Origin of the sequence: Georgenia sp. Z1491, from assembly GCF_049856175.1 — a bacterium.
Lineage (GTDB): Bacteria > Actinomycetota > Actinomycetes > Actinomycetales > Actinomycetaceae > JB111.
In genome coordinates this window covers 50,062-76,258 of the sequence record NZ_JBNDNA010000003.1, presented here as the reverse complement: position 1 = coordinate 76,258, position 26,197 = coordinate 50,062, and the positions used below count along the sequence as shown (strand labels likewise).

At 71.6% G+C, this 26,197-nt stretch carries 25 protein-coding genes; 13 read left to right on the top strand and 12 right to left on the bottom strand.

Going from position 1 to position 26,197, the window contains the following annotated elements:
- Positions 1–83: 83 nt before the first annotated feature.
- The 11 genes from ACPYO4_RS04325 (at position 84) to moaC (ending at position 10,363) form a co-directional block, all read left to right on the top strand.
- Positions 84–1,691: a class I adenylate-forming enzyme family protein gene (locus ACPYO4_RS04325; protein ID WP_425707989.1), complete on the top strand. Its 1,608-nt coding sequence runs from the start codon at positions 84–86 to the stop codon at positions 1,689–1,691.
- Positions 1,688–2,809, top strand: coding sequence for an alcohol dehydrogenase catalytic domain-containing protein (locus ACPYO4_RS04320; protein WP_425707988.1), 1,122 nt, complete (start codon positions 1,688–1,690; stop codon positions 2,807–2,809). The genes ACPYO4_RS04325 and ACPYO4_RS04320 overlap by 4 nt, the downstream gene beginning before the upstream one ends.
- Positions 2,806–4,296, top strand: a complete 1,491-nt coding sequence (locus ACPYO4_RS04315; RefSeq protein ID WP_425707987.1) for an NAD-dependent succinate-semialdehyde dehydrogenase — start codon at positions 2,806–2,808, stop codon at positions 4,294–4,296. Before ACPYO4_RS04320 ends, ACPYO4_RS04315 begins: the two co-directional genes overlap by 4 nt.
- Before the next feature lie 5 nt (positions 4,297–4,301).
- Entirely contained in the window at positions 4,302–5,033 is a 732-nt protein-coding gene (locus ACPYO4_RS04310; protein WP_425707986.1) for an alpha/beta fold hydrolase, read from the top strand.
- A gap of 93 nt (positions 5,034–5,126) precedes the next feature.
- The gene (locus ACPYO4_RS04305) at positions 5,127–5,765 is read left to right on the top strand and encodes a hypothetical protein (protein WP_425707985.1); all 639 of its coding nucleotides are present in this window, start codon (positions 5,127–5,129) and stop codon (positions 5,763–5,765) included.
- 164 nt (positions 5,766–5,929) lie between these two features.
- The gene (gene moaA / locus ACPYO4_RS04300; RefSeq protein WP_425707984.1) at positions 5,930–7,063 is read left to right on the top strand and encodes a GTP 3',8-cyclase MoaA; all 1,134 of its coding nucleotides are present in this window, start codon (positions 5,930–5,932) and stop codon (positions 7,061–7,063) included.
- 1 nt (position 7,064) lies between these two features.
- Complete coding sequence (locus ACPYO4_RS04295) at positions 7,065–7,394, top strand: MoaD/ThiS family protein (RefSeq protein ID WP_425707983.1); 330 nt, start codon at positions 7,065–7,067, stop codon at positions 7,392–7,394.
- A gap of 2 nt (positions 7,395–7,396) precedes the next feature.
- Positions 7,397–7,819 carry a molybdenum cofactor biosynthesis protein MoaE gene (locus ACPYO4_RS04290; RefSeq protein ID WP_425707982.1) on the top strand — a complete coding sequence of 141 codons (423 nt, stop codon included), beginning with the start codon at positions 7,397–7,399 and terminating at the stop codon, positions 7,817–7,819.
- Positions 7,816–8,622 carry a HesA/MoeB/ThiF family protein gene (locus ACPYO4_RS04285; protein ID WP_425707981.1) on the top strand — a complete coding sequence of 269 codons (807 nt, stop codon included), beginning with the start codon at positions 7,816–7,818 and terminating at the stop codon, positions 8,620–8,622. The genes ACPYO4_RS04290 and ACPYO4_RS04285 overlap by 4 nt, the downstream gene beginning before the upstream one ends.
- Positions 8,619–9,890, top strand: a complete 1,272-nt coding sequence (gene glp, locus ACPYO4_RS04280) for a gephyrin-like molybdotransferase Glp (protein WP_425707980.1) — start codon at positions 8,619–8,621, stop codon at positions 9,888–9,890. The genes ACPYO4_RS04285 and glp overlap by 4 nt, the downstream gene beginning before the upstream one ends.
- Positions 9,887–10,363, top strand: a complete 477-nt coding sequence (gene moaC / locus ACPYO4_RS04275) for a cyclic pyranopterin monophosphate synthase MoaC (RefSeq protein ID WP_425707979.1) — start codon at positions 9,887–9,889, stop codon at positions 10,361–10,363. The genes glp and moaC overlap by 4 nt, the downstream gene beginning before the upstream one ends.
- A gap of 195 nt (positions 10,364–10,558) precedes the next feature.
- Here the strand turns inward: moaC and ACPYO4_RS04270 are convergent, their stop codons facing one another.
- Genes ACPYO4_RS04270 through ACPYO4_RS04245 form a run of 6 tightly spaced genes read right to left on the bottom strand, consistent with a single transcriptional unit; the run spans position 10,559 to position 18,822 of the window.
- Positions 10,559–11,848 (bottom strand): benzoate/H(+) symporter BenE family transporter, encoded by a 1,290-nt coding sequence (locus ACPYO4_RS04270; RefSeq protein ID WP_425707978.1) that lies wholly within the window; start codon positions 11,846–11,848, stop codon positions 10,559–10,561.
- Positions 11,845–13,410: a class I adenylate-forming enzyme family protein gene (locus ACPYO4_RS04265; protein WP_425707977.1), complete on the bottom strand. Its 1,566-nt coding sequence runs from the start codon at positions 13,408–13,410 to the stop codon at positions 11,845–11,847. The genes ACPYO4_RS04270 and ACPYO4_RS04265 overlap by 4 nt, the downstream gene beginning before the upstream one ends.
- 3 nt (positions 13,411–13,413) lie before the next feature.
- Positions 13,414–14,691: a xanthine dehydrogenase family Fe-S subunit gene (locus ACPYO4_RS04260; RefSeq protein WP_425707976.1), complete on the bottom strand. Its 1,278-nt coding sequence runs from the start codon at positions 14,689–14,691 to the stop codon at positions 13,414–13,416.
- Positions 14,688–15,590 carry an FAD binding domain-containing protein gene (locus tag ACPYO4_RS04255; RefSeq protein WP_425707975.1) on the bottom strand — a complete coding sequence of 301 codons (903 nt, stop codon included), beginning with the start codon at positions 15,588–15,590 and terminating at the stop codon, positions 14,688–14,690. Before ACPYO4_RS04255 ends, ACPYO4_RS04260 begins: the two co-directional genes overlap by 4 nt.
- Before the next feature lies 1 nt (position 15,591).
- Positions 15,592–16,371: an enoyl-CoA hydratase/isomerase family protein gene (locus tag ACPYO4_RS04250; RefSeq protein WP_425707974.1), complete on the bottom strand. Its 780-nt coding sequence runs from the start codon at positions 16,369–16,371 to the stop codon at positions 15,592–15,594.
- A 21-nt stretch (positions 16,372–16,392) separates the two neighbouring features.
- On the bottom strand, positions 16,393–18,822 hold the full coding sequence (locus tag ACPYO4_RS04245) for a xanthine dehydrogenase family protein molybdopterin-binding subunit (protein ID WP_425707973.1): 2,430 nt from the start codon (positions 18,820–18,822) through the stop codon (positions 16,393–16,395).
- An 83-nt stretch (positions 18,823–18,905) separates the two neighbouring features.
- Here ACPYO4_RS04245 and ACPYO4_RS04240 point away from each other — a divergent pair, with 83 nt between their 5' ends.
- Both ACPYO4_RS04240 and ACPYO4_RS04235 read left to right on the top strand, forming a co-directional pair.
- Positions 18,906–19,556, top strand: a complete 651-nt coding sequence (locus ACPYO4_RS04240) for a PadR family transcriptional regulator (RefSeq protein ID WP_425707972.1) — start codon at positions 18,906–18,908, stop codon at positions 19,554–19,556.
- Entirely contained in the window at positions 19,553–20,365 is an 813-nt protein-coding gene (locus ACPYO4_RS04235) for an alpha/beta fold hydrolase (protein ID WP_425707971.1), read from the top strand. Before ACPYO4_RS04240 ends, ACPYO4_RS04235 begins: the two co-directional genes overlap by 4 nt.
- Here ACPYO4_RS04235 and ACPYO4_RS04230 read toward each other — a convergent pair.
- Genes ACPYO4_RS04230 through ACPYO4_RS04205 form a run of 6 tightly spaced genes read right to left on the bottom strand, consistent with a single transcriptional unit; the run spans position 20,341 to position 26,141 of the window.
- Positions 20,341–20,886 (bottom strand): gamma carbonic anhydrase family protein, encoded by a 546-nt coding sequence (locus ACPYO4_RS04230; protein ID WP_425707970.1) that lies wholly within the window; start codon positions 20,884–20,886, stop codon positions 20,341–20,343. The two genes, ACPYO4_RS04235 and ACPYO4_RS04230, sit on opposite strands and share 25 nt — an antisense overlap.
- Complete coding sequence (locus ACPYO4_RS04225; protein WP_425707969.1) at positions 20,883–21,503, bottom strand: UbiX family flavin prenyltransferase; 621 nt, start codon at positions 21,501–21,503, stop codon at positions 20,883–20,885. Before ACPYO4_RS04225 ends, ACPYO4_RS04230 begins: the two co-directional genes overlap by 4 nt.
- Before the next feature lie 13 nt (positions 21,504–21,516).
- On the bottom strand, positions 21,517–22,947 hold the full coding sequence (locus ACPYO4_RS04220; RefSeq protein ID WP_425707968.1) for a UbiD family decarboxylase: 1,431 nt from the start codon (positions 22,945–22,947) through the stop codon (positions 21,517–21,519).
- A gap of 53 nt (positions 22,948–23,000) precedes the next feature.
- Positions 23,001–24,371 carry an aldehyde dehydrogenase family protein gene (locus ACPYO4_RS04215; protein ID WP_425707967.1) on the bottom strand — a complete coding sequence of 457 codons (1,371 nt, stop codon included), beginning with the start codon at positions 24,369–24,371 and terminating at the stop codon, positions 23,001–23,003.
- Positions 24,368–25,141: an SDR family oxidoreductase gene (locus ACPYO4_RS04210; RefSeq protein WP_425707966.1), complete on the bottom strand. Its 774-nt coding sequence runs from the start codon at positions 25,139–25,141 to the stop codon at positions 24,368–24,370. The genes ACPYO4_RS04215 and ACPYO4_RS04210 overlap by 4 nt, the downstream gene beginning before the upstream one ends.
- 34 nt (positions 25,142–25,175) lie before the next feature.
- The gene (locus tag ACPYO4_RS04205) at positions 25,176–26,141 is read right to left on the bottom strand and encodes an ABC transporter substrate-binding protein (RefSeq protein ID WP_425707965.1); all 966 of its coding nucleotides are present in this window, start codon (positions 26,139–26,141) and stop codon (positions 25,176–25,178) included.
- Positions 26,142–26,197 lie beyond the last annotated feature (56 nt).

Below are 26,197 nucleotides of genomic sequence, written 5' to 3'. Positions count from 1 at the left end.
CTCCTCGATCCCGCCCGAGGCTTCCCCTCGGGCCCTCCTCACGCTAGGCTAACGAATACTCGTTAGTAAACGAAGGAGGTTCGATGCTGAACATCGACGCAGTGCGCACCGTCCCCGAGCTGCTGGCGGAGCATGCTCATGCAGGTCAGGACAAAGTGGCGTTCGTCGACGACGTCACGGCAGTGACCTACGGCGACCTGGACACGCGGACCTCTCGGCTCGCCGGCCACCTTCTCGCCGCCGGCCTGAAGCCGCAGGAGCGGGTACTCATGTACCTCGACAACAGCGTCGAGGTGGCCGAGGGATACCTCGCCGCTCCACGCTCGGGCCTCGTCACGGTGTGCGCGAACCCGGCCGCACCCGCAGCCGAGCTCGCCCACATCCTCACCGACAGCGCAGCCCGGGCGGTCCTCACGGACCAGGAGCATCTCGACACGGTCCTCGAGCTCGTCCCCGGGACCGATGTCGACCTCGTCATCGTCACCGGCGCGGCGCCGGTGGACGCCGGTGCGGTCGACGGATCGGTCCGGATCCGTCGGTACGACGACCTGATGGCCGTCGAGCCCGACGTCCAGAGCCCCGACTCGACCGGCCTCGACGAGTGGTGCTGGATGCTCTACACGTCGGGGACCACCGGCCGTCCGAAGGGCGTCAAGCTGACGCAGCGCAGCTGCCTGTGGGTCGTCGCGGCCTGCTGGAGCACCATCGCCGACCTCGGCCCGGACGACCTCGTCCTCTCCCCGCTCCCCCTGTTCCACTCCTACGCGCTCGTGCTGTGCGTCCTCGCGATCGTGGCGACCGGAGCGAGCGAGCGGATCCTCAGGTCGTTCTCCCCCAGCAAGGTCCTCGACCTGCTGGCGAACGAACCGGTGACCTTCTTCCCGGGCGTCCCCACGATGTTCCGGTACCTCATCGACAGGTCGCCGACCGACCGGATCGAAGCACCACATCTACGTCTCTGCGTCAGCGCAGGCGCCAACATGTCGGCGGACCTCAACGCGGAGTTCGAGGAGTTCGCCCAGGTCCGTCTTCTCGACGGGTACGGGATCACCGAGACGTCGACCATGGTGACCCTCAATTCTCCGACCGCCAGCCGCGTGCTCGGCTCCTGCGGGATGCCGCTCCCCGGGCTGACGGTGCGGCTCGTCGATCCGGCGAGCCTCAAGGACGTCGCGCCGGGCGACGAGGGGGAGATCTGGGTGCAGGGCCCCAACGTCATGCTCGGCTACCACAACCTGGACGGCGCCACCGCCGACGTCCTCACGAACGGCTGGTACCGCACCGGCGATCTCGGCCAGCGCGACGAGCACGGGTTCCTGCGCATCAGCGGCAGGGTCAAGGAGCTCATCATCCGCGGCGGCGAGAACATCTACCCCGCCGAGGTCGAGGCTGTCCTGCAGCGCTGCGACGGCGTCGCCGACGCGGCCGTCGTGGGTGCACCCCACCCCATGCTCGGTGAGGTGCCCGTCGCCTACGTCGTCCCCCCGGACGGTAGCGCCCTGGACCACGAGGCGGTCCTCTCCGCGTGCCGCAAGGACCTCAGCTACTTCAAGGTCCCGGCCGAGCTCATCGAGGTCAACGAGATCCCGCGCACGGGCTCCGGGAAGATCCGGCGTTTCCAGCTGACCAAGAACCGACCGGAGCTCCCGAAGGACTCCGGCACTCCCCAGAAGATGGAGGCGAGCAGATGAAGATCCGTGGAGCAGTCCTGGAGGAGATCGGCCGCGAGAGGCCGTACCGGAGCACCCGTCCACTCACCGTGTCCGAGCTCGAGCTCGACGGCCCCGGGCCGGACGAGCTGCTGGTCCGGATCGAGGCGGCCGGTGTCTGCCACTCCGACCTGTCCGTCATCGACGGCAACCGCGTGCGCCCGGTCCCGATGCTGCTCGGGCACGAGGCCGCGGGGCGCATCGAGCAGGTCGGCGACGGCGTCGACGACCTGCAGGTCGGGCAGCGCGTGGTCCTCACCTTCCTACCCCGGTGCGGGGACTGCGAGGGATGCGCGACGGACGGCCGGGCGCCCTGCGTCCGCGGGAGTCTGACGAACAACGAGGGCACCCTGCTCCGAGGCACGAACCGGCTCGAGCGGGACGGTCAGGAGGTCAAGCACCACCTGGGCGTCTCCGCCTTCGCCACCCACGCGATCGTCGACCGCCACTCGGTGGTCCCGGTCGACGACGACGTGCCCCCGGAGGTGGCCGCCGTCCTCGGGTGCGCCGTGCTCACAGGCGGCGGTGCCGTCGTCAACGCCGCGAATCCCAAGGACGGCGACGTCGTCATGGTCGTCGGTCTGGGCGGTGTCGGGATGGCCGCACTCCTCACCGCGCTCGCGCACGCGGGCGTCACGGTGATCGGCGTCGACGGCGTGGACGACAAGCTCGCGGCGGCACGCGCGCTCGGCGCCCACGAGACGTACTCGCCGGCGGAGCTGGCCGAGAAGGGCGTCAAGGCCTCGATCGTCATCGAGGCGGCCGGCAACGCCCGCGCCTTCGACAGCGCGCTGGCCGCGACCGCACCGGGGGGGACGACCATCACGGTCGGCCTGCCCTCACCCGACGCCTCGGTCGATCTCAAGCCGCTCGGGCTGGTCGCCCAGGGGCGGACCATCGTCGGCAGCTATCTCGGCTCGGCCGTCCCGGCCCGCGACATCCCGGTCTTCGCCCAGATGTGGCGGGAGGGTCGCCTGCCGGTCGAGTCGCTGATCTCCTCCCGCATCACGCTCGACGGCATCAACGTCGCGATGGACCAGCTGGCCGACGGCGTCGCGATCCGCCAGATCATCTCGTTCGAGGACGGAGCCACCGCATGACCACCATCGCTGCACGCGACGAGAAGGACCTGCTCGCCACGGTGAGGAACGAGCTGTACATCGGCGGTGAGTGGCGCGCCGCCGGCTCCGGAAAGACGTTCGCGGTCGAGGATCCCGCCACCGGCGACGTCCTCCTGAGCATCGCGGACGCGACGGCGGAGGACGGTCTCGCGGCCCTCGACGCCGCGACGGCCGCACAGGAGGAGTGGCGACGCACCGCGCCCCGCGTCCGCGGAGAGATCCTGCGCGCCGCCTACGAGGCCGTGGTCGCGCGCACCGACGACTTCGCCCTGCTCATGACCCTGGAGATGGGCAAGCCGCTCGCCGAGGCCCGGGGCGAGGTCGCCTACGGCGCGGAGTTCCTCCGGTGGTTCTCGGAGGAGGCGGTACGCATCGACGGTCGGTACTCCACCGCGCCGGACGGGAGGACGCGACTGCTGGTGCACAAGAGGCCCGTCGGCCCGTGCCTGTTCATCACGCCCTGGAACTTCCCCCTCGCCATGGCGACGCGGAAGATCGGTCCCGCGATCGCGGCTGGCTGCACGATGGTGGTCAAGCCCGCGAGCGCCACGCCGCTGACCACTCTGCTGCTCGCCCAGGTGCTGGCCGACGCGGGCCTTCCCGCCGGCGTGCTCAACGTGGTTACCACGTCGAGCGCGAGCTCGGTCACCGGCCCGCTCCTCCAGGATCCGCGCCTGCGGAAGCTCTCCTTCACGGGGTCCACCGAGGTCGGGCGGCGCCTGCTCAAGGACAGCGCCGACCAGGTGCTGCGCACCTCGATGGAGCTGGGCGGCAACGCGCCGTTCCTCGTGTTCGAGGATGCCGACCTGGAGGCGGCCGTCGACGGCGCCATGCTGGCCAAGCTCCGAAATATGGGCGAGGCCTGCACCGCCGCGAACCGCTTCATCGTCCACGAGTCCGTGGCCGAGGACTTCGCCTCGCGCCTGGCCGACCGTTTCGGGGCGCTCCGGCTGGCCCGGGGCACCGAGGAGGGCTCGGACATCGGTCCGCTGATCGACTCGGGCAGTCGGGACAAGGTCGAGGAGCTCGTCCGCGACGCCGAGAGCGGCGGCGGGCGTGTGCTCACCGGCGGCGCGCCCGCGGATGGTCCCGGCTACTTCTTCCCGCCGACCGTCATCACGGACGTCGCGCCGGACGCGCGCATCCTCCACGAGGAGGCGTTCGGCCCGGTCGCGCCGGTCGTCACGTTCTCCACGGAGCAGGAGGCCGTCACCCTCGCGAACTCCACCGAGTACGGGCTGGTCGCCTACGTGTACACCCGGGACCTGGCCCGGTCGATCCGTCTGACCGAGGAGATCGAGGTGGGCATGCTCGGCGTCAACGTCGGCGTCGTGTCGAACGCAGCCGCTCCCTTCGGCGGGGTCAAGCAGTCCGGTCTCGGTCGCGAGGGCGGTGCGGAAGGCATCGAGGAGTATCTCGAGACCCGGTACGTCGGTCTCGCCGACCCGTACGCCTCGCTGACGTAGGCAGCATGCACCTCCACGTCGAGGGCCACGGCTCAGGTCCCCGCGTCGTCCTCATCCACGCGGACGTCGCCACGGGGGCCTCGGCGTGGCGGCGCCAGCTCGAGCTCGCCGACAGCTACCGGCTGGTGATTCCCGACCGCCCGGGATACGGGCAGAGCACGGCCCAGGGACGCGTCGACTTCGAGCGGGAGGTCGAGGCGGTCCTCCCGCTCCTTGACGGCGGGGCGCACCTGGTGGGTCACTCCTACGGCGGTGTCGTGAGCCTCCTGGCCGCTGCCGCACGGCCCTCGTCCGTGCTGTCGCTCACCGTGGTCGAGCCGCCCGCGTTCGCCCTCGCGCCGGACCTTCCCGAGGTGCGCGAGATGGTGTCGGCGCTGGAGCGGGTCTGGGCGGAGGAGCCCGACGATCCCGAGAGGTTCTTCTCGAGGTTTGCCGCGATCATCGGGGAGCGGGCGTGGCCCCGCTCCCCGATGCCCGAGGCCATGGCGGACGGCGTCCGGCAGCTCATGGCCGAGCGTGTGCCGTGGGAGGCACAGATCGACGTCGCCACCATCCGCGAGGCCGGGATCCCGGTCATGGTCGTCTCCGGCGGCCACGCCGAGGCGCTCGAGCTACTGTGCGACCGCCTGGCCGGCGAGCTGTCCGCCCGGCGCGAGGTCGTCGCAGGCGCCCGGCATGCGGTGCCGCGGGTCGGGCCGGCGTTCAACGACCTGCTGCGGGACTTCCTCCCTGCGTGATGCCGTGCGATGCGGGGCACTGCCGTGGGCCAGCACGCCGCCACCCCGACAGGTTGAGAGGGCGCCGACGCCGCGCGCCATTACCCTGGTGCGATGGACGCAACGAGGCGGGGACGTCGACGGGCTCGCACGACGGCGCTGGTGGCGGCCTCGAGCCTCCTGGTTCTCACGGGCTGCGGCGGCGACGAAGCGTTGACGGAGGACGACGCCGTCGAGCGCGTCGCCACGGCGATGCGCGAGGCTCCGACCTTCTCCTTCGAGTGGACCTCCGACATCCCGGACGCCGGCACGACCACGGACGGGGTGGTGCGATACGACGACGAGGGGGAGGTGGATCTCCTCTCGCTCACCACTCGGGACCACGACGGCTCCGTGACCCTCGAGGTGCGGCTGATCGACGGGACGATGTACGAGCGCACCGGCGGTGCCGGTGAGTACGCGGTCCTCGACGACGAGGCCCGTGCTAACCACATCGAGGGCTGGGACTGGGCGGGCGCCACCGAGGCGTGGGGGGATCCGGAGTCCATGGAGGAGGTCGGCGAGGCCGACGTCGAGGGCACCACGACGGTCGAGTACGAGGTGGACCTCGGCGACCAGGTCCACCGGTGGTGGGTCGACGACGAGGACCGGCTCCTTCGCATCGACACCGGGCCGGATGGTGGGGACGGGATCCTGCGCGACTGGGGCGAGCCCGTCGATGTCCAGGTGCCGGACGGCGTCGAGAGCTCCTGACTCCCGTCCTGCCGACGCCGGCCACGCGCGTCCGCACTCCTGTTGCCCGCCCCACCCGGCGGGCCCGTCCGCGGTGAGAACACCCACTTCCCGCGGGGTCATTAGTTGATAGATTGATTGCGTATTGGTCCGCGAATCGCCCGTCGTCGTCGAGGGGAGGCGAAGTGACCACACAACCCTCGCAGGCACCCGTCCTCATGCCGATCCCGACCATCCCGTCGCCCTCCGGTACGGACGCAGCCACCGGTACCGGTTCCGGCACCCCGCTGCCCACCGACGCCCGCGGCCTGCCCGACCGCTTCGGCCGCCGCGCCACCGACCTTCGGGTCTCGCTGACTGACCGCTGCAACCTGCGCTGCACCTACTGCATGCCGGCCGAGGGCCTCGACTGGCTCCCCACGCCGGACGTGCTGACGGACGACGAGGTCGTCCGCCTCGTCGCCATCGCCGTGCGGGACCTCGGGGTGCGCACGGTCCGGTTCACCGGCGGCGAGCCGCTGCTGCGCCGGGGCCTCGAGCACATCATCGCCGGCACGGCCGCGCTCCGGGACCCCGACGGGAACAAGCCGGACATCGCGCTGACCACCAACGCCCTCGGCCTCGACAAGCGCATCGACTCCCTCGTCGAGGCCGGCCTGGACCGGGTGAACATCTCGATCGACTCCCTGGACCGCGAGCGGTACGCCGCGGCCGCTCGCCGGGACCGGCTCCACGACGCGCTGCGCTCGCTCGACGCCGTCGACCGGGTCGGGATCCGCCCGGTCAAGATCAACGCCGTCCCGATCGCCGCCTCCTACCGCGAGGACGCGCCCGAGCTCCTGCGCTTCTGCCTCGAACGCGGCTACCAGCTGCGGTTCATCGAGTACATGCCGATCGGGCCGCGCGAGTCCTGGAAGCGCGGCGAGGTCGTCACCGCCCAGGACCTCCGCGACGCACTGACCGACGCCGGGTTCACCCTCACCCAGCGCCCCGGCCCCCGTGGGTCCGCGCCCGCCGAGGTCGAGGACGTCACCGCTCCCGGCCTGCCCGACGGTAGCGTCGGCCTCGTGGCCTCGGTGAGCGAGCCGTTCTGCGCGGCCTGCACCCGGACCCGCATCACCGCCGACGGACAGGTGCGCTCGTGCCTGTTCGCCACCTCGGAGACCGACCTGCGCGGCCTGCTGCGCGACGGCGCGGACGACGCCGCGCTCGCCCGCCGCTGGCAGGAGGCCATGTGGGGCAAGCCCCGGGCCCACGGCTTCGGCACCGACGACTCCTTCGCCGCCCCTTCCCGCACGATGTCCGCCATTGGAGGCTGACGTGACCACAGAGGCCACGCCCACGACGACGACCACCACGCCCGGCCCGACCGCTGCCGGTACGAGCACCACGGCCGGCACGACCACCGTCACCGTCCGGTTCTTCGCCGGCGCCGCCGAGGCGGCCGGCACCGGCGTCAGGACGGTCGAGGTCCCCGCGGGCGCGACCGTCGGTACGGTCGTCGCCGCGCTGCGCGAGGACGCCGACGAGCGCCTGACGAAGGTCCTCGACGTCGCGACCTGGCTCCTCGACGGGCGCCGCACGCAGGACTCCGCCCCGGTCCCGGCCGGAGCCACGGTCGACTGCCTCCCGCCCTTCGCGGGCGGCTGAGCATGGCCCGACGCGTCGCCGCGGACGTCCTGGAGACCCCTCTGGACCCGGCGGCCCTGACCGAGGCGTGCGCCGACGACCGGTGCGGCGCCGTCGCCACGTTCGCCGGGGTCGTGCGCGACCACGACGATGGCCGCGGCGTCACCGGCATCACCTACAGCTCCCACCCCGACGCCGCGCGGTTCCTCGCGGAGGTCGTCGACGAGTTCACCGACCGGCCCGGCGTGCACGCGGTCGGCGCCCAGCACCGGGTCGGCGACCTGGCGATCGGGGACCACGCGCTCATCGCCGCCGTGGCGGGCGAGCACCGCGCGGAGACCTTCGCGGCGTTGTCCGAGCTGATCGAGCAGATCAAGTCCCGCGTGCCGATCTGGAAGCACCAGGCCTTCACCGACGGATCCACCGAATGGAGCGCCCTCCCGTGAGCCCCGCACCCGCCCCCCTGCCCTCGCTCGAGATCCCGCTCGGCCGGCCGCTCGAGCCGCTGCCGCCGGGCGCCTACGACCGGCACCGCCGGTCGCTCCTCGTCGAGGGCTACGGGGAGCGCGGGCAGCAGCGCCTCGCGGCGGCGCGGATCCTCGTCGTCGGCACCGGCGGGCTCGGCTCGCCCGTGCTCTTCTACCTGGCCGCCATGGGCGTGGGCACGATCTACGTCTCCGACGCCGACGAGGTCGAGCTCAACAACCTCCAGCGGCAGTTCATCCACACCGAGGCCACCGTCGGCACGCTCAAGGCCGACTCCGCCGCCCAGGCGCTGCGTGCCCTGAACTCCGAGATCGAGATCGTGCCGATGGGCCCCGCCACGCCTCAGTCCCTCGACGCGCTGCGCGACGACATCGACCTCGTGATGGAGTGCTCCGACGTCTTCGCCACGAAGTACCTGGTCGGCGACTGGTGCGCAGCGAACGGGAAGCCGCTGGTGTGGGCGAGCGTCATGGCGATGATCTGGCAGGCCTCCGTGTTCTGGACGAGCCCGCCGGCGCCCTGGCGCCCCCTCGCGCTGCGGGACCTCCACGCGGATCCCCCCGCGCCCGGCGCCGTGCAGACCTCTCACGAGATCGGCGTGCTCGGCCCCGTCGTCGGGCAGGTCGCCTCCACCCAGGCCGTCGAGGCCGTCAAGCTCATCGTGGGCACCGGCTCCCCGCTGTTCGGCCGGGTGCTCGTCGGAGACGCACGGACCCAGCAGATGGACCAGCTCGAGTACTCGACCCCCAGGGACGACGCATGAGCCGACTGGTCGACGTCGAGACCCACCTCGGTCGCATCCTGGCCGCGGCCCGCGACGTCGTGGCCGCCGAGCCGGAGCGCACCGTCGAGCGGGTCCCCCTCGGCGCCGCCCGCGGCCGCGTGCTCGCCGCGGACGTCGAGGCGCGCGCCGACGTCCCGCCGTTCACGAACTCCGCGATGGACGGGTTCGCCGTGCGGGCCGCCGACCTCGCGGGCCTGCCCGACGACGCGATCGAGCTTCCCGTGTGCGGCGACGTCGCGGCCGGCGCCGTCCCCGAGCCCCTCGCGAGCGGGACGGCGCAGCGCATCATGACCGGCGCGCCGCTGCCGGACGGCGCCGACGCGATCATCCCCGTGGAGGACACCGACCACTCCCCCGGCCCCGGCCCCGCGCCCGCACGGGTGCGGATCGCCAGGCGTGCCGAGCCCGGCGCGTGCGTCCGGTACCGGGGCGAGGACGTCGCCGTGGGCGACACCGTCCTCACCGCCGGCACCGTCCTCGGCCCGGCACAGGTCGCGGCCGCGGCGTCCGTCGGCCACGGCAGCCTCACGGTCGCCCGCATGCCCCGGGTGCTCGTCGTCACCACCGGGGACGAGCTGGTCGAGCCGGGCGACGCGGCCGCCGTCGGCCTGATCCCCGACTCCAACTCGACGCTCCTCGCGGGCCTGGTCGCCGAGGCCGGCGGCACGCCGGTGCACGGCCGCAGCCGCGACGACGTCGACGCCTTCCGCGCGCGGCTGGACGAGTCGCTGCCCGAGGTCGACCTGGTGGTCACCGCCGGCGGGGTCTCTGCCGGCGCCCACGAGGTCGTGCGCCAGAGCCTCGAGGGCCGCGGCGTCGAGTTCCTGGGGGTCGCGATGCAGCCGGGCAAGCCCCAGGGCTTCGGCACGCTCGACGACGGCACCGGACGGCGCGTGCCGGTGGTCGCGCTGCCCGGCAACCCGGTGAGCGTGTTCGTCGCGTTCCACGTGCTCGTGCGTCCGCTGCTCGCGGTGCTCACCGGCGCGGACCCGGACCGTCCGACGTTCGAGGTCGTGGCCGGCCGCGACTGGCCGACCCCGCCGGGGCGCCGCCAGTACGCGCCCGTGGTCGTCCGGCGCGAGGACGGGGCGCTCGTGGCCGAGCCGCCGCACGCGAGCGGGGCGAAGTCGCACTTCGCGGCCACCCTCGGGCTCGCGGACGCGCTCGCGATCGTGCCGGCCGACGCCGACCGCGTGGCGGCCGGGGACCGCCTCGAGGCCTTCGGTGTCCGAGGATGGGGCGCATGAGCGAGCTCACCCACCTGCGGTCCGACGGCACCGCCTACATGGTCGACGTCACCGCGAAGACCCCCACCGTGCGAGAGGCGACGGCGAGCGCCGCCGTCACGTGCGCGCCGGACACGATGGCGGCCCTGCGCGAGCGGAACGTCCCCAAGGGCGACGTCCTCGCGGTCGCGCGGATCGCCGGCATCCAGGCGGCCAAACGGACGCCGGAGCTGCTGCCGCTGGCCCACGTCATCGGCGTGCACGGGGCGAGCGTCGACCTCGAGCTCCTCGAGGACCGCGTGTCGGTGCGGGCGACCGTGCGGACCGCCGACCGCACGGGGGTCGAGATGGAGGCGCTGACGGCGGTCACCGTCGCCGCCCTGGCGGTGGTCGACATGCTCAAGGGCATCGACCGGACGGTCGCGATCCGCGACGCGATGATCGTCGCGAAGTCCGGCGGGCGGTCCGGGGACTGGGTGCGGCCGGCCGACTGAGGTTGCGGTCGGCCGAGAGGGTCAGCCGGCTGACGAGGCGGTCCGTCGCACGTCCACTGGACCGGCGCGGTCGCTCAGCTGTGTGTGGTCGGGCGTGCGGCGGCGGGCCCCGCCGCCTCCAGGGGACCGCAGTGGCCGCTAGGTGGTGTGGGGGGGGTGGTGCTGCGGCGCCCCCCCCCCCCCCACGTCCGTGTGTCAGGACTCCTCGCGGCGCGAGAAGTCCTTCTGCTCGAGCACGAGGGAGGTGAGCACGCCTCCGACGAGGGCCCAGAACGGTGCCGAGATGTGGAGGATGGACACCCCGCTCATGGCGATGACGAGTGCGACGAGCGCTCCGACCTGGAATCGCCTCTCCCGGAAGCTGGACTGGAAGGCCTGGAGCAGCACGCCGATCATGGCGAGTCCGGCGAGTGCCGCCGTCAGCTCCGGCGGGAGCGTGCCGACGATCGCGACGGCGACGCTGGCAAAGATCCCGAAGACGGCGAAGAGGACCCCGTTGACGGCGGTCGCCGCGTATCGGCCGTCCTTGTTCGCACCCGCCTGCTCGGACGAGCAGATCGCGGTCATCGGTCCGGCGATGTTCGCGTTGTGCCCGCCGAACAGGGGCGCGAGGATGCCGCCCACGCCGCTGATGACGGTCATCGAGTTGAAGGGCGGCCGGTACCGCTCGACCATGAGCACGCCCATCGCCTGGGCGTTCTCCGCCCCGATGACGAGGAACGCGAGCGGAACACCGACGGCGAGGATCGCGCTCACGTCGAACGACGGCATCACCAGCTCGGGGGCCGTGAGCGCGAGGTTGCTCTCGAGCGGTGTGAACGACCCTGTGACCGCGGCGGCGATCGCACCGGCCACCAGCGCGCCGACGACTCCGGGCACCGCCTTGATGAACCGGGAGAGCATGAGATACCCGGCGATGGCGGCGCCGACGACGACCGGCAGGGCGACGGCCGCGTCGACGACCCCGGTCCCGAACCTGATGAGAGCTCCGGCGATCATCGCCATGACGATCGGGAACGGCAGCCAGGTGGCCACCTTCCGCACCAGGCCCGTGAGCCCGATGACGAGCACGATGACACCGGCGGCGAGGAAGGCCCCGACCATCTGGGAGAACTCGTACTCGGCGAGCGCCGCGACGACGAGGACTGCGCCCGGGATGCTGTAGGCCCCCGTGATGGGCTGCTTGTAGTACAGCGCCATGACGAACGAGATGAGGCCACCGAACACGTAGATCCCGAAGATCCACGAGGAGATGACGACGTCGGACAACCCGTTGGCCTGGCCGCCGTTGATGACGATGAGGGCCGGGCCGGTGCACCCGAAGATGGCGGCGATGAGGCCCGCGCCGACCGTGGAGATGTTGAGGTGCTTCGGCAGGTCCCGTACACCCGCGGCGAACCCGGACCCCGCCTCGACGAACCTGCGGTCGACCACCGTGGGCGTGGGTTCCTGCTCGTGCTCCTGCTGCTGCTCGCTGACGCTCATGACGCGCCGACCTCCGTGGTGGAACGCAGCTGGTAGTCGCCGGCGACGAGCTTCCGGCGCAGGATCTTGCCGACCGGGCTCTTCGGGATGGCGGAGATGACGAGGATCTTCTTGGGCCGCTTGTACTGCGAGAGCGGGGCCTCGTTGCGGCTCCACTCCTGGAGCTCGGCAGCGAAGGCGGTCGGGTCGACGCCCGTGTCGGCCGGGACGACGAAGGCCGTGACCGCCTGCCCCCACTTCTCGTCCTTGAGACCGACGACGGCGACCTCGGACACACCGGGGTGACGCGAGAGGACGTCCTCGACCTCGATGGGGTGGACGTTCTCCCCGCCCGTGATGATCATGTCGTCGACCCGGCCGTCGACCCAGAGGTCGCCGTCGGCGTCGATGTGCCCGAGGTCGCCCGTGTGGTACCAGCGGCCGCGGATGGACTTCGCGTCGGCGTCGGGCCGGTTCCAGTAGCCCTGGAAGGCCTCGTCGGAGTCGAGCGAGGCGACGATCTCCCCGACGACGTCGACCGGAAGCTGCTCGTGGGTGTCCGTCGACCCGGGGTCGACGACCCGGAGGCGGGAGTACAGGCCCGGGCGCCCGGCGCTGCCGGGCTTGCGGGCCGCGTTCTCCTCGATCGCGAAGGTGTAGACCTCGCTGGACCCGTAGTGGTTGACGAACACCTCCGGGGCGATCGCCTTCTCGAGCTGCTCGCACAGGGTCGAGGTCATCGCGGCGCCCGCGAAGGCGAGCTTGCGCACCGAGCGCCCCACGCGATCGAGCCCGCCGGTCTGGGCGAGTGCCCAGAAGGCGGTCGGCACGAGGTACAGGGCGGAGACCTGCTCGGCCTCGATGAGCTCGACGGCCTGCGGCGCGTTGTAGACGGGCATCTCGACGAACGTGCCGCCGACGATGAGCATCGACTGCAGCGAGCGCAGCCCCATCGTGTGGTACATCGGCATGGCGCCGAGCGTGGACTCGCCGTACTGGTAGCTGCACTGCATGACGTGCGCGGCCGAGGCCGCGAACTCGTTGCGCTGGGTCCGCGGCACGCCCTTGGGCTTGGCCGTGGTGCCCGACGTGTAGAGCATGACGGCGGGGTCGTCCTCGGTGACGACGACGTCCGGCGCCGCGTTGCCGGCGGCGGCGACGACGCTCGCGAAGTCCTCCGCCCCGTCCAGCGGGTCGGTACCGGCGTACAGCAGGACGGGGCTCACCGTCGCCATGCGCAGCGCCTCCTCGGCGACCCCGCGTGCGAGGTCGTCGACGACGACGACCTTCGGCTCGGCGTCGTCGAGGCAGTAGGCGAGCTCCGGCCCCGAGAGCCGGATGTTGTACGGGGTCGAGAGCACGCCGAGCTTCTGCAGCGCGAGGTGCGTGGAGGCCATGACCTCCGAGTTCGACAGGAACATGGCGACCCGGTCGCCCGGGGCCACCCCCAGCCCGCGCACGGCGTTGGCGATCTGGTTGGTGCGCTCGTCCCACTCGCGATACGTCATGCGTCGCGAGCCGACGAACCCGAGCCGCTCAGGGAACCGCTCCGCCGTCCAGGCGAGCGTGCGTCCGATCTCCATCGATCAGTTCCTCCTCGTGATGCGGTTGAGAACCCCACGCAGGCGCGCGGCGGTGAGCTGGGTGACCATGGCGATGGCGCTGGGCGGTGCGGTGGTGACGGGCTCCTCGCCGCGCGCGGTCGCGTCCATCGCACGCGTGAACTGCCCGAACATCTCGCGGCTGACGTCACCCGCGAGCGAGCGGCCGAACTGGGCGATGCGGCCCGTCATGTGCAGGTCGGCCTCGGCGTGGATCACTGCGCCGTCGCCGTGCGGGGCCACCGTGAGAAGCACCCTCGCCTGGACGCTGCCGCCCCCGGCGTCCTCGGCCTGGGCGAGCGCGACGATCCGGCGGTCGGTCCCGTCCCGCTCGACCACGTGGATGTCGCCGACGAACGCGAGCTTGACGGGGCCGAGCGCGACCCGGATGCGACCCTTGTACCGGTCGTCGCCGAAGTCGGAGACGAGCTCGGCGCCCGGCAGGCAGCGGGCGAGGCGTTCGGTGTCCGCCATGACGGCCCAGATCTGCTCGGGGGTGGCGGCCACCTCGTCGTCGACCTCGATCGCCACGGTCGGCTCGGTGGCGGGCATGCGGATCTCGGCGACGCCCTGGTCGACCTCGGCCTCGTCCTGCCCGGCGGCCGAGGCCCGCCCGCCCACGCTGTCGCGCGGGAGAAGGGCGGCCGTGGCGCAGTTGTGCGGGGCGGGGACGCCGTCCGGGTGGTCCTCGGAGACCTCCGCGACCGCGTCCATGATGTTCCGGTACCCGGTGCAACGGCACAGGACGCCGGACATCTTCTCGGGCAGCTCCTCGCGCGACACCCCGGGCTCGTGGTCAAGGAGGTCGTAGGCGCTCATCAGCTGGCCGGGCGTGCAGAAGCCGCACTGGAGCCCGTGGTGCCGGCCGAACGACTCCTGCAGCGGGTGGAGGTCGTCGGGCCGGCCCAGGCCCTCGACCGTCATGATCTCGGCCCCCTCGAGCTGGCAGGCCAGGAGGAGGCAGGCGCGGGCGGCGTCGCCGTCGACGATCACGGTGCACATCCCGCACACGCCGTGCTCGCAGCCGATGTGGGTGCCCGTGAGGCCGAGGTGGTCGCGCAGGGCGTCGGAGAGCGTGACCCGGGGCGCCACGTCGACGGTGGCGGGCCGACCGTTGACGGTGAAGGACACGCGCACGGTCTCCCCGGCCTCGACCCGCAGGGTCTCCGGGGCGTCCTCGGCCGTGCGGCCGGAGCGTCCGGGCCGGCCCGAGCGGCCCGTGAGGAGGTCGCGGGTGGCGGACAGGGTGCGCGGGGGGTTCATGCGGCGACGCTCCTCACGGTCGAGGTGTAGGCGCGGGCGAGCTCGCGGGCGGCGAGCGTGCGGACCAGGCGGCGGCGGTAGGCGGGAGAGCCGCCGGCGTCGCCGCCGGTCGTCACGACGTCGGCAGCCATCGCGTCGGTCGCTTCGGTCAGCCGGGCGGCCAGGTCGGCGGCCGACCCGTCGGAGCCCTCGAGAGCCTCGGCGAGCGCGCCACCGAGGTCGCGGCGCTGCGGCCGGTCGGAGACCCCGAAGGAGGTGACGTGGGCGTCGCGGATCTCGCCGTCCCGGGTGCGCACCCGGACGCCGACGCCTGCGAGCGCGAAGTCGCCGTGGCGGCGAGCGACCTCGGAGAACCCGTACCCGTCACCGGCCTCGGGCACGGGCATCCGCACCGAGGTGACGACGTCGGTGGGGCCCAGCGCCGTCGTCATGGCCCCGACGAAGAAGTCCTCGGCCGTGACCTGTCGCCGTCCGGCCGGCCCCGCGACGTCGAGCGTGGCGCCCAGGCAGAGCGCGACCGCGGGCAGCTCGGAGGACGGGTCCGCGTGTGCGAGCGAGCCGCACACGGTGCCGCGGCTGCGGATCTCCCGGTGGCCGATCCACGGGAGCGCCTGGCTCAGCAGCGGCACGGTGCCGCGGTGCTCCCGCTCGATGCGGCGCTGGCGGACGGCGGCACCGATGCGCAGGCACCCGTCGGAGATGCCGACCTGGGCGAGCTCGGGGACGCGGGTGATGTCGACGAGCGTGGCCGGCCGGCCGAGCCGCATCGCGAGGACGGGCACCAACGACTGTCCGCCGGCGATGACCTTGCCGCCGCCCTGCTCGTCCGCGGCGACGAGCTCGGCGACGACGTCCGCGAGCCTGGTCGGTCGGACGTAGGCGAAGGGGGCGGCCTTCACGTCAACGGCCCTCGAAGACGGGCGCGCGCTTCTCGGTGAACGCGGCGACGCCCTCGGCGAAGTCGTGCGTCGCGCGCAGCATCGAGTAGGACTTGCGCTCGAGCTCGACGCCGGTGGACAGGGGCCCGTCGACGCCGCGGTCGAGGACCTCCTTGGCGGTGCGCAGGGCGACGGGCGAGTAGCCGAGCATCGTCGACACGACGCGCTCGACCTCGGCCTCGAGGCCGTCGCGGTCCTCGGAGACGGACGCCAGCAGGCCCCAGTCGAGCGCCTGCTGCGCCTGGATCCGCTCGGCGGTGAGGACGTGGTACTTGGCTCGGGAGAGGCCGATGAGGCGGGCGAGGCGCTGGGTCCCGCCGCTGCCGGGCATCATGCCGAGACGCATCTCGGGCAGGGCGAACTCCGAGCGCGCGGTCGCGAGCCGGATGTCGGTGGACAGGGCGAGCTCGAAGCCGACGCCGAAGCAGTAACCGTCGACCGCGGTGATGACGGGCTTCGGCGAGCGGGCCGGTGCCGTGATGTCCTGACCGAGGTCGGTGAGATCGAACGGCTCGACCTCCATGAAGCCGGCGATGTCGCCGCCCGAGGTGAAGTGCTCGCCCTCGCCGCGGATGACGACGACCGCCACGCGCGGGTCGGCGTCGATCTCGGCGAACCGCTCGGCCATGAGCGCGCGGGTCTCCATCGTCACGATGTTGAACCGCCCGTGGTCGAGCGTGAGGTTGGCGACGCGGCCGTCGTGGCTGCGCTCGAGTCGGATGTCTCCGCCGGTCAGGGGCATGTCGTCTCTTTCCTTCGTGGGTCAGCGGGAGGTGGTGAGCAGGTCGTGGATGACGTTGCCGTGGAGCGGGAGGCGCGTGATCTCGACGTCGTGCGCGGACAGGGCGTCCTCGACGGCGTTGGCCACGGCCACGGGGAAGCTCATCGAGCTCCCCTCGCCGGAGCCCTTCGCGCCGAGCCTCGTGACGGGGGATGGTGTCACCAGCCGGTTCCCCACCAGCGGGAACATCGACTCCGCGGCCGTGGGCACGAGGTAGTCCATGAACGTCGAGGTCGGCTGCCCGGAGTCCGTGTAGGCCATCTCCTCGTAGAGCGCGCCGCCCAGGCCGTGGACGATCGCCCCGTGCACCTGGCCCTCGATGAGCAGCGGGTTGAGGACGGTGCCGGCGTCGTGCACGCCGGTGACCTTCTCGACGGCGATCTCGTACGTCTCGGGGTCGATGCGGACCTGGACGAGCTCGGCGACGAAGCCGTAGCACAGGGAGGAGTTGACCTGGTCCGTGCGCGAGGGCGCCTTCGCCTCCGGCGGGACGAACGCGGCCTCGGCGTAGAGGCTGGCCTCGACGTCGTCGGGCAGGGAGCCCGGGTCCCAGTGGACGACGCCCGCGGCGTGCCGGAACTTCACCGAGCGCTCGGGCTCGGCGGCGACCCGCACGAGGCCGTCGACCAGCTCGAGCTCGTCCGGCTCCGCCTGGAGCAGCACCCCGGCCGCCACCTTGATCGACGCCGCGATCCGGTCGGTGGCCTCGACGATGGCCGAGGTCAGGAGCGGTGAGAAGCGCGAGGAGTAGCTGCCGGAGGTGACCGTCCACGGCGTCGTCGAGGTGTCCATGTCCACCTTGGGCACGACCTGCTCCAGCGGCAGCCCGAGCTGGTCGGCGACCACCTGCCGGGCGACCGTCGCGTGCCCCTGGCCCTGCGGGACCGTGCCGAGCAGCACGGAGACGACGCCGAACGGGTCGACCGTCACGCGCACGTGCTCCGTCGAGCCGGACTTGTCCCGCCCGGGCGGGCGGTCCTCCGAGGGGGTCGCGAGGCCGACGTAGCCGATGTTCGTGGCCGACGGCTCGACGACGACCGCCACGCCGCTGCCGACGAGCTCGCCGCGCGCGCGGGCCTCGGCCTGCTCGGCGCGCAGCCGCGCGTAGTCGGTCGACTCCAGCAGCAGCTCGACGGCCTTCTCGTAGTCCCCGGAGTCGTAGATGCCGCCGGTGGGCGTGGCGTAGGGGAACGATCCGGAGCGTACGAGGTTGCGCTGCCGCAGCTCGACGGGGTCGTCGCCGAGCTCGCGCGCGATCTTGTCCATCACGCGCTCGAGGCCGAAGTACAGCTGCTGGCCGCCGAACCCGCGGTTGAGCCCGGTGGGTGTCTTGTTCGTGACGACCGCGCGGGACCTCAGGCGCACCGCGTCGATCCGGTAGGCGCCGGTGATGTTGCCGAAGCACCGGTAGAGCGTCGCCGGCTCGGGCGGGCGCAGGTAGGCACCGACGTTCTCGGTGAAGTCGACGTCCAGGGCCTGGACGAGCCCGTCGGCATCGACGGCGGCGGTGAAGCGCATGAGCCGGTCCGACCCGGCCGAGCTCGCGAGCAGGTGCTCGTTGCGGTCCTCGGTCCACCGCACCGGGCGGCCCGCATGCCGGCTCGCGAGCGCCATGAGCGCGATGTAGGGGTAGATGCCCGCCTTGATGCCGAAGCTGCCCCCGTTGTCCTCCGGCACGATCAGCCGCAGCTGCGCCGGCCCGATCCCCAGCGCGCCGGACAGCACCGGCACCATCGAGAACGGTCCGTGGAAGTTGGAGTACGCGGTCACGTGCGGGCCGTCGGCCTCGTCCCGCCACTCGGCGACGACCGAGTAGCACTCCATCGGTGTGGACGAGTACCGCGGGAAGCTGTACTCCCCGGTGACCACGCGCGCTGCCGAGGCGAACGTCTCGTCGACCTCGCCGAAGGTGAACGTGCGGTCGCTCGCGACGTTGGTCTCCGCCGTGTCGTGCAGCAGGGGCGCGTCCGGCTCGATCGCCTTTGCGGTGTCGACGACGGCGGGCAGCAGGTCGTAGTCCACACGGACGAGCTCGGCGGCGTCCTCCGCGGTGTACCGGTCGGTGGCGACGACGACGGCGACCGGCTCGCCGACGAAGCGGACCTTGTCCGTGCCCGTGGGGTAGTAGGGCATCGGTGCGCGCAGCGAGAGGGGGAACGGCTTGAGCGCCTCGAGGACCTCCTCGGGGCCGATGACCGCGGCGACGCCGGGGTGGGCGCGGGCCCGGTCGAGGTCGACCGAACGGATGTAGGCGTGCGGGTGCGGGCTGCGCACGACGGCGGCGACCAGCGTGCCCGGAAGGGGGTCGAGATCGTCGAGGAAGCGGCCACGGCCCGTGAGCAGCGCGGGGTCCTCGAGGCGCGCGAGGCCCTGCCCCACGAACCTCTCGCGGCCGTTCGTATCCCCGGTCATGGCATCCTCCGCCGACATCGTCACATAACCATCCGCTTCAGACGGTATGTCCCGGAGGATGAAACTAGAGTACGGTCGGGGACATGTCAACGGTGCGGCTCTCGACGACGTCCTACGTCGTCCTCGGACTCATCGGGCTGCGTGGCCCGTCCACCTCGTACGACCTCAAGCGCGCCGTCGGCCGCTCAGTCGGCTACTTCTGGCCGTTCCCGCACGCCCAGCTGTACTCCGAGCCGCGCCGCCTCGCCGACGCCGGACTGCTGGAGGTCGAGACGGAGTCGGACGGGCGCCGCCGGCAGACGTTCTCGCTGACGTCGCAGGGCCGCACCGAGCTGTCGCGGTGGCTCGCCGAGCCCGTGACGGACCCCATGCAGATCCGTGACGTCGCCGAGCTCAAGCTCTTCCTCGGTGAGCTTGCCACCGAGGACGACCTGCTCGCGCTCGCCGAGGAGCAGGTCCGCCAGCACGGCGCACGGCTGGGCGTGTACGACGACATGGCGGCCCGCTACGAGGGCGCCCCGCGCCTGGCCCCACGTCTGCGCTCGCTACGGCTCGGGCAGCGGCTCGAGCGCGCCGCGCTCGAGTTCTGGACCGAGCTCGTCGACGAGGTGAGCACCGGCGCCGGCCGGGCTGACGAGGAAGGCACCGGCACCGACCCGGCCGACGAGGTGGGGACGGAGGGCGATCTCATCTACACGGTGGCCGCCACCGAGGACCTGAGGCGCCGGGCATGACCGGCGAGCTCCACGCCACGAGAACCAGCGACCTCCACGTCACCACGACCGGCGACGGCCCACGGGTGGTCCTGCTGCACTGCGACGCCGCCACCGGCAGCACGGGGTGGCGCGCGCAGCGCGGACTGGCTTCGCGCTGGACCCTCGTGGTCCCGGACCGACCGGGCTACGGCCGCAGCCCGCGCGCCCGGGTCGACTTCGAGGCCGAGGCGCCCGCACACGCGGGCCTCCTGAGCGAAGGCGCGCACCTGGTGGGCCACTCGAACGGTGGCGTGGCCGCCATGCACGTCGCCGCGCTGGCACCGCACCTGGTCAGGTCCCTGACCCTCGTCGAGCCGCCCGCCTTCGGCGTCACCGACGCGCCCGAGGCCGTCGCCACCCGCGAGCGGCTCATCGAGCTCTGGGAACAGGGGCCGGACGACCCGTTCGAGTTCTGGGACCGGTTCGCGCGCACGATCGGCGAGCGCCCGTGGCCCCGGCAGCCCCTGCCCACCGCCTTCGAGGACGGCGTGCGGGCGCTCATGGGCTCGCGCGGCCCCTGGGAGGCGCGGCCTGATCTCGTAGCGCTCCGCGCGGCGCCGTTCCCGGTGCTCGTCGTCTCGGGCGGCCACCACGCCGGGTTCGAGGCGGTGGCGGACACGATCGCCTCCGCCACGGACGCCGAGCGTGCGGTGCTGCCGGGCCGACAGCACATGGTGCCGCTGGTGGGCGAGCCGTTCGACGCGCTGGTCGACGACTTCTGGCGGCGGACCGACAGCGCCCAGGCGCGCGACGCCGGCGCCGGTCAGGCCCCGCGGGCGTCCGCGTGAACGGCTGACAGCTCGAGGTACGTCTCGGCGTTCCGGCGGATCGCCTCGACCTCCTCGTCCGTGGTCTGCCGGCGCACCTTGCCCGGGACGCCCGCCACGAGCGAGCGCGGTGGGATCTCGGTCCCCTCGAGGACGACCGTCCCGGCGGCGATCAGGCTGCCCGCGCCGATCCGTGCGCCGGTGAGCACGACGGCGCCCATGCCGATGAGGACGTCGTCCTCGATCTCGGCGGCGTGCACCACCGCGTTGTGCCCGACGGAGACCCCCTCCCCGATGCGGGCGGACTGCCCGACCTCGACGTGGACGCTCACGTTGTCCTGGATGTTGCTCCGTGCGCCGAGCCGGATCTCCTGACCGTCGAGGTCCGCGCGCAGGACGGCGCCGTACCAGATGCTCGATCGCTCGGCCGCCCTCACGCGTCCGACGACCGTGGCGCCGGGGGCGACGAAGGCGTCCTCGGCGAGCTGGGGCGTCGCGCCGTCGGGCAGGGCGAGGGTGCGGGGGGCGCGGTCGGCGTTCATGCGCGGCCCCCTGCGCCCGGGCGGCCGTCGAGGCTCGCAGCGACGCCGGGCCAGCGCTCGACAAGCCCGACCTCGATGTCGAACAGGTCCAGCATCCGCCCGACCGAGTGGTCGACCACGTCCTGCACCGTCGCCGGGTGCGTATAGAACGCCGGCACGGGCGGGGCGATCACGGCACCCAGCTCACTCAGCTCGGCCATGGTTCGAAGATGGTTGCGGTGCAGGGGTGTCTCCCGTATCCCGAGGACGAGACGCCTGCGCTCCTTGAGCTGCACGTCCGCTGCGCGTGCCATGAGGGAGGAGGTCACTCCCGAGGCGATCTCGGACATGGTCTTGACCGAGCACGGTGCCACGACCATGCCCATGGTCCGGAACGATCCGCTCGCGATGCTCGCGCCGATGTCGTGGTTGGCGTGGACGACGTCGGCGAGGTCCTCGAGGTCGCCCGTCCGCAGGCCGGTCTCCTGGGCGAGCGTGAGCCGTCCGGCCTTGCTGACGATCAGGTGCGTCTCCACCGGAGTGTCCCGCAGCACCTGGAGGATCCGGATGCCGTAGGCAGCGCCGGACGCGCCGGAGATGCCGACGATCAGGCGCGGCGTCATGTCGGAGAGATCCATGCGTCCATCCTCCTCATCGAGCGGTGACTGCTGCGTGCCAGTCTGTCACGGAGGCGTCGACGACCGCCTCGAGGTCGACGTCGTCCTCGCCCGGCACCCGGATCCTCAGGAACTTCATGTCGGGAGCGCCCGCCGGGACGGTCGCGTCGAAGCCCAGCTTCGCACCGACACCCTCGGTCGTGGACGGATCGAGCTTGGAACCCTGGGACGGTCCCACGACGACGAGGTCACGATCCGCCTGGAACCTCGTCGCGACGGCCCACTCGACCTCGCGCGGATCGTGCACGTCGACGTCGGTGTCCACCACCGTGACGTGCTTGATGTCGTAGTGGGTGGCGAGTGCGCCGAGGATGACGTTCTTCGCCTCGCCCGGCTGTGCCTGGTCGACCTGCACATAGAGGTGGTAGCGAGCGACTCCGCCGAGCGAGAGGTGGACGTCCTTCACGCAGGGAAAGGTGCGTCGCAGGTGCGAGAGGAACGACGCCTCGCGCGGGATGCCCCCCAGCAGGAGGTGTTCGAGCCCGCCTCCGACGATCGTGTGGAACAGCGGGTCCTTGCGATGCGTGACCCGGTCGACCTCGATGACGTGCCTCTCCGCGCGCTCGCCGTAGTACTGGGGGAACTCTCCGAACGGCCCCTCGGGCTCTCGGCGGTTGGCCAGCAACCGACCCTCGATGACGATCTCTGCGTCCGCCGGGACCCGGACGTCGTTGGTACGGCATCGCGTCACCCGAAGCGGCGCACCACGCAGTGCACCCGAGATCTCGAGCTCGTCCTGCCCGAGCGGGACGATCGCCTGGGAGGCCATGAGGGTCAGCGGGTCGACACCGACCACGACGGCGATCTCGAGGTCCTCGTCGGCGGCCTCAAGCTCGTCGAAGAACCGCATCGTGTGCCGCGGCAGCAGGAGCGCCCCCAGGCGGTCCGGCCCGCTCACCTGGAGCCGGTGGATGGAGACGTTCTGGGCGCCGGTCGAGGGCTGACGGGAGATGAGCAGCCCCGCCGTGATGTAGCTGCCGCTGTCGTGCTCGTTGTGCGTCGGGATCGGAAGGATCCGCTCGAGGTCGACCTCTTCGTGCTCGACCTCCTGGACCGGGGCGTGGGGAACCTCCGTCCACGGCAATGGATTGCGACAGGCAGCCTCGAACGTGCTGACCAACTCGTCTTCCCCGACGCCGACCGCCTCAGCCATCCACGCCCTCTGAGAGAGCAGGCCGGAGATCACCGTGCCGTTATGGGTTCCCGGTCGAGGGAACAACGATGCGGTCGATCCGTCCAAGCGGTTGGCGACCGCGGCGACACCGTGCCGCAGATCGATCCCATGGTGGATGACGGACAGGCGGTTGCTCGCCGCCAGGTGGTCCAGCCAGCCTCGGAGGTCACTGCCAGGCGGAAGCTCCTCCCGGTGGTCCGGGTCGTCCGTCGATGCCGCTCGCGTACTCATCTCTGACTCTCCTGCTCGGTTTCATGAAGGGATGGCGGGCACGGATCCGGGATCTACAGGGAGAAGTGGACGTGCTTGAGCTCGGTGAACTGCTCTATGCCCTCGACCCCGCGGGTGCGCCCCAGCCCTGACATGCGATATCCACCCGAGGGGGCTTCTGCGTAGGACCTGTTGTAACCATTGATCCAGACCGTGCCGGAGCGGATTCCTCGTGACACGGACAGAGCGCGGCCGAGATCGCGACTCCACACCGAGGTGGCGAGACCGAACGAGTTCGCATTGACGAGCTCGACCGCGTCGTCCTCGTCCCGGTAGGACTCGACCGAGAGCACAGGACCGAAGATGTCGTCCTGAACGAGTGCCGATCCCGGCTCAGCGTCCGTCACGACACTCGGCGTCATGAAGAATCCGCGGGTGCCCGCCGGTTGAACCTGCTCGCCACCGACGCGGACAGTTGCGTCCCGACGGGCAAGGTCGACATACGACGACACCTTCTCGAAGGCTGCCTCGGAGATCAACGGGCCGAGGTCCGACGTCGGATCACGCGGGTCCCCGACCTTGAGCGCGCCGATCGACTCGCCCAGTCGGTCGGCGGTCTCGCCGAGCTGATCCTCGTGAACCAGCACACGGGTGCAGGCCATGCACATCTGCCCGGAGGTCGTCACCGCGGCGCGGGATGCTGCTGCGAGTGCCTGGTCGAGGTCGCCGTCCGGGAGGACGAGCATCGAGGCCTTGCCCCCGAGCTCGAGCAGCGGCCGAGTCATCGTCTCCGCCGAGTCGCGCAGGACTGCCTGTCCGGCTGCCGTCGACGCTGTCAGAGCCACGGCCGCCGTCCCCGGGTGACGCACGAGGGCAGAGCCGGCCACGGCTCCACCGGCGACGACCTGCAGCACACCCGCCTCGATCCCCGACTCGTGGCCCAGTCGAACGATGTGCTCCGTGACCATGTGGGTCTGCGGACTCGGCTTGACGATCGCGGTCACCCCGGCAGCGAAGGCCGGCGCCAGGTCCCGCAGCAGGAGAAGGACGGGCCAGTTCCATGGTGTGATGAATACCGTCGGACCAACGGGCTCACGCACGAGATGCGACTCGCTGCCGTCGGACATCGAACCTGCGCGACCGAGCGGAAGTCGCGCGAGTCCGGCGTTGAACCGCAACGCATCGATACTTCCGACGAGCTCCGTCCGCGCCTCGGCCGTGATCTTGCCGGTCTCCAGGACGATCTCGTCGACCAGGCTGTCGAACTCCGACTCGATCCGTTCCGCCCACCCGAGCAGCACCTCCGCCCGGCGCTTGTGGTCTCGGGGCCACGATCCACGGAAGGCGGCGAGCGAGGCGGAGACGACACGGTCGATCTCCTGGTCGCTTGCCTCGTCGGGGACCTCGAGCTCGTCCTGACTGACCGGTAGAAGGACGTGAGTCATACGAACACCCCACCGCCGTCGACGACGATCGTCTGTCCTGAGACAAAGCCTGCGCTCGGTCCGGACAGCCACATGACTGCTCCCACGAGGTCCTCCGGGACCATCGAGCGTTGGACGGACCGGGTCGAGGCGACCTTGCTCATGTATTCGTCGGTGTTGACTGCGCGGGACCCCGTGTCGTCCACGAGCCCCGGGGATACGGCGTTCACCGTGGTGCCTGATGCGCCCAGCTCACGCGCGGCAGCTCGGGTGAGCCCCTCGACCGCCGCCTTCGACGCGACATAGTGCGCGAATCCTGCGGCCCCCATCCGCGTCACGGTCGAGGCAATGTTGACGACGCGTCCCCCGCCGCCGTCGGCGAGTGCGGGTGCAGCGGCGCGCATCATCTGCCACGTTCCAACGACGTTGACCCGCAGGACGAGGTCCCACTCGGCCTCGGTGAGCTCGAGCATCGAGCGCTTCGCACCGAGCCCGTGATAAACAGCTGCGTTGTTGACGAGGGCATCGAGGCGCCCGAAGCTCTCGACGGCAGCCTCTACCGCGCGGTCAGCGCTCGCCCGATCGGTGATGTCGCCGCCCATGAACTGCGCCCTACCCGGACCAGCGGAGCTTGCCCGTTCGACGAGAGCGCTCGCCTGATCAGCCGTGGACTCGAGGTCCATCGCGAGCACGTTCGCACCGGCTGCCACGAGGGCGCGGAGATACGCCTGGCCGATGTCCCCCACCACACCCGTGAGCAGGACGGTGCGCCCTGCGTGTTCGTTGGTCATTTGTCGCCTTTCAGGTGGTCGACGGTCGGCCGGATCAGTAGAGGAGGCTCTCAGGGGCAACTTCCTCCTCGAGCAGACCGTGCTGATAGGCCAGATCGGCGAGGGTCTCGATCGACTCGATCGCGAACTCGCTGGGCCACCGAGGCAGAACGATCGCTTCACGCACCTCCGGAGCGATCTCCGTGAACTCGGAGAGAACGGCACGCGCCTCGTCCGGGTGCTCCTCCGCGTACGTCAACGACTCCTGCATCGCGGCCTGGAAGGCCTCGATGACCTCCGGGTCCGAGCTCGCGAGCTGCTCCGACGTGAAGTACGCGGCAACCATCAGCTCGGGGTGCACCTCCGCGTAGGGACGACTGATGGACTCCGCTCCCTCGTCGTTCAACATCGTCATGAACGGGTCGAGCACCCACGCGGCCTCCACCCTGCCCTCGGTCAGCGCCGCAGGCATGTCCGGGAAGGCGAGCTCGACGAACTCGACCGCGTCCGGGTCTCCTCCGTCGGCCTCGACGACGGACCTGACCACCGTGTCACCGATGTTGTTGAGGGTGTTGACAGCCACCGTGCGCCCCTCGAGGTCCGACGGAGACGAGATGCCGGATCCAGGCATGGTCATCACGGCGCTGAAGTCCTCCTCGACATCACCCGTGGTCGAGGCAGCCGGAGCCACCCAGCTGAGCCCGAGCCCCTGGTCCGCCGCGATAAGTAGTGATGTCGTGTTGGAGAAGCCGAACTGGATGTCACCACTGAGCACCCCAGGAATGACGGCGGCGCCGCCCTGGAGCACCTGGATCTCGACGTCCAGACCGTGTTCCTCGAAGATTCCTTCCTGCAGCCCCAACCACGCGGGCGCGGTATCACCGATCGGGATCACGCCGACCGTGATGCTCGTCAGGCCACCATCCCCCTCTGGTGCCTCTCCCTCTGCGTCGCCCCCGCACGCGGCTAGCGCGAGAGCACCGGCGACCAAGACGGTCCCAACTGTCAGTCTGCGACTCATGAGCTGCTCGATTCCTCGTTGAACGTGCACCACTCCGGACACGCACCCACGGTGCT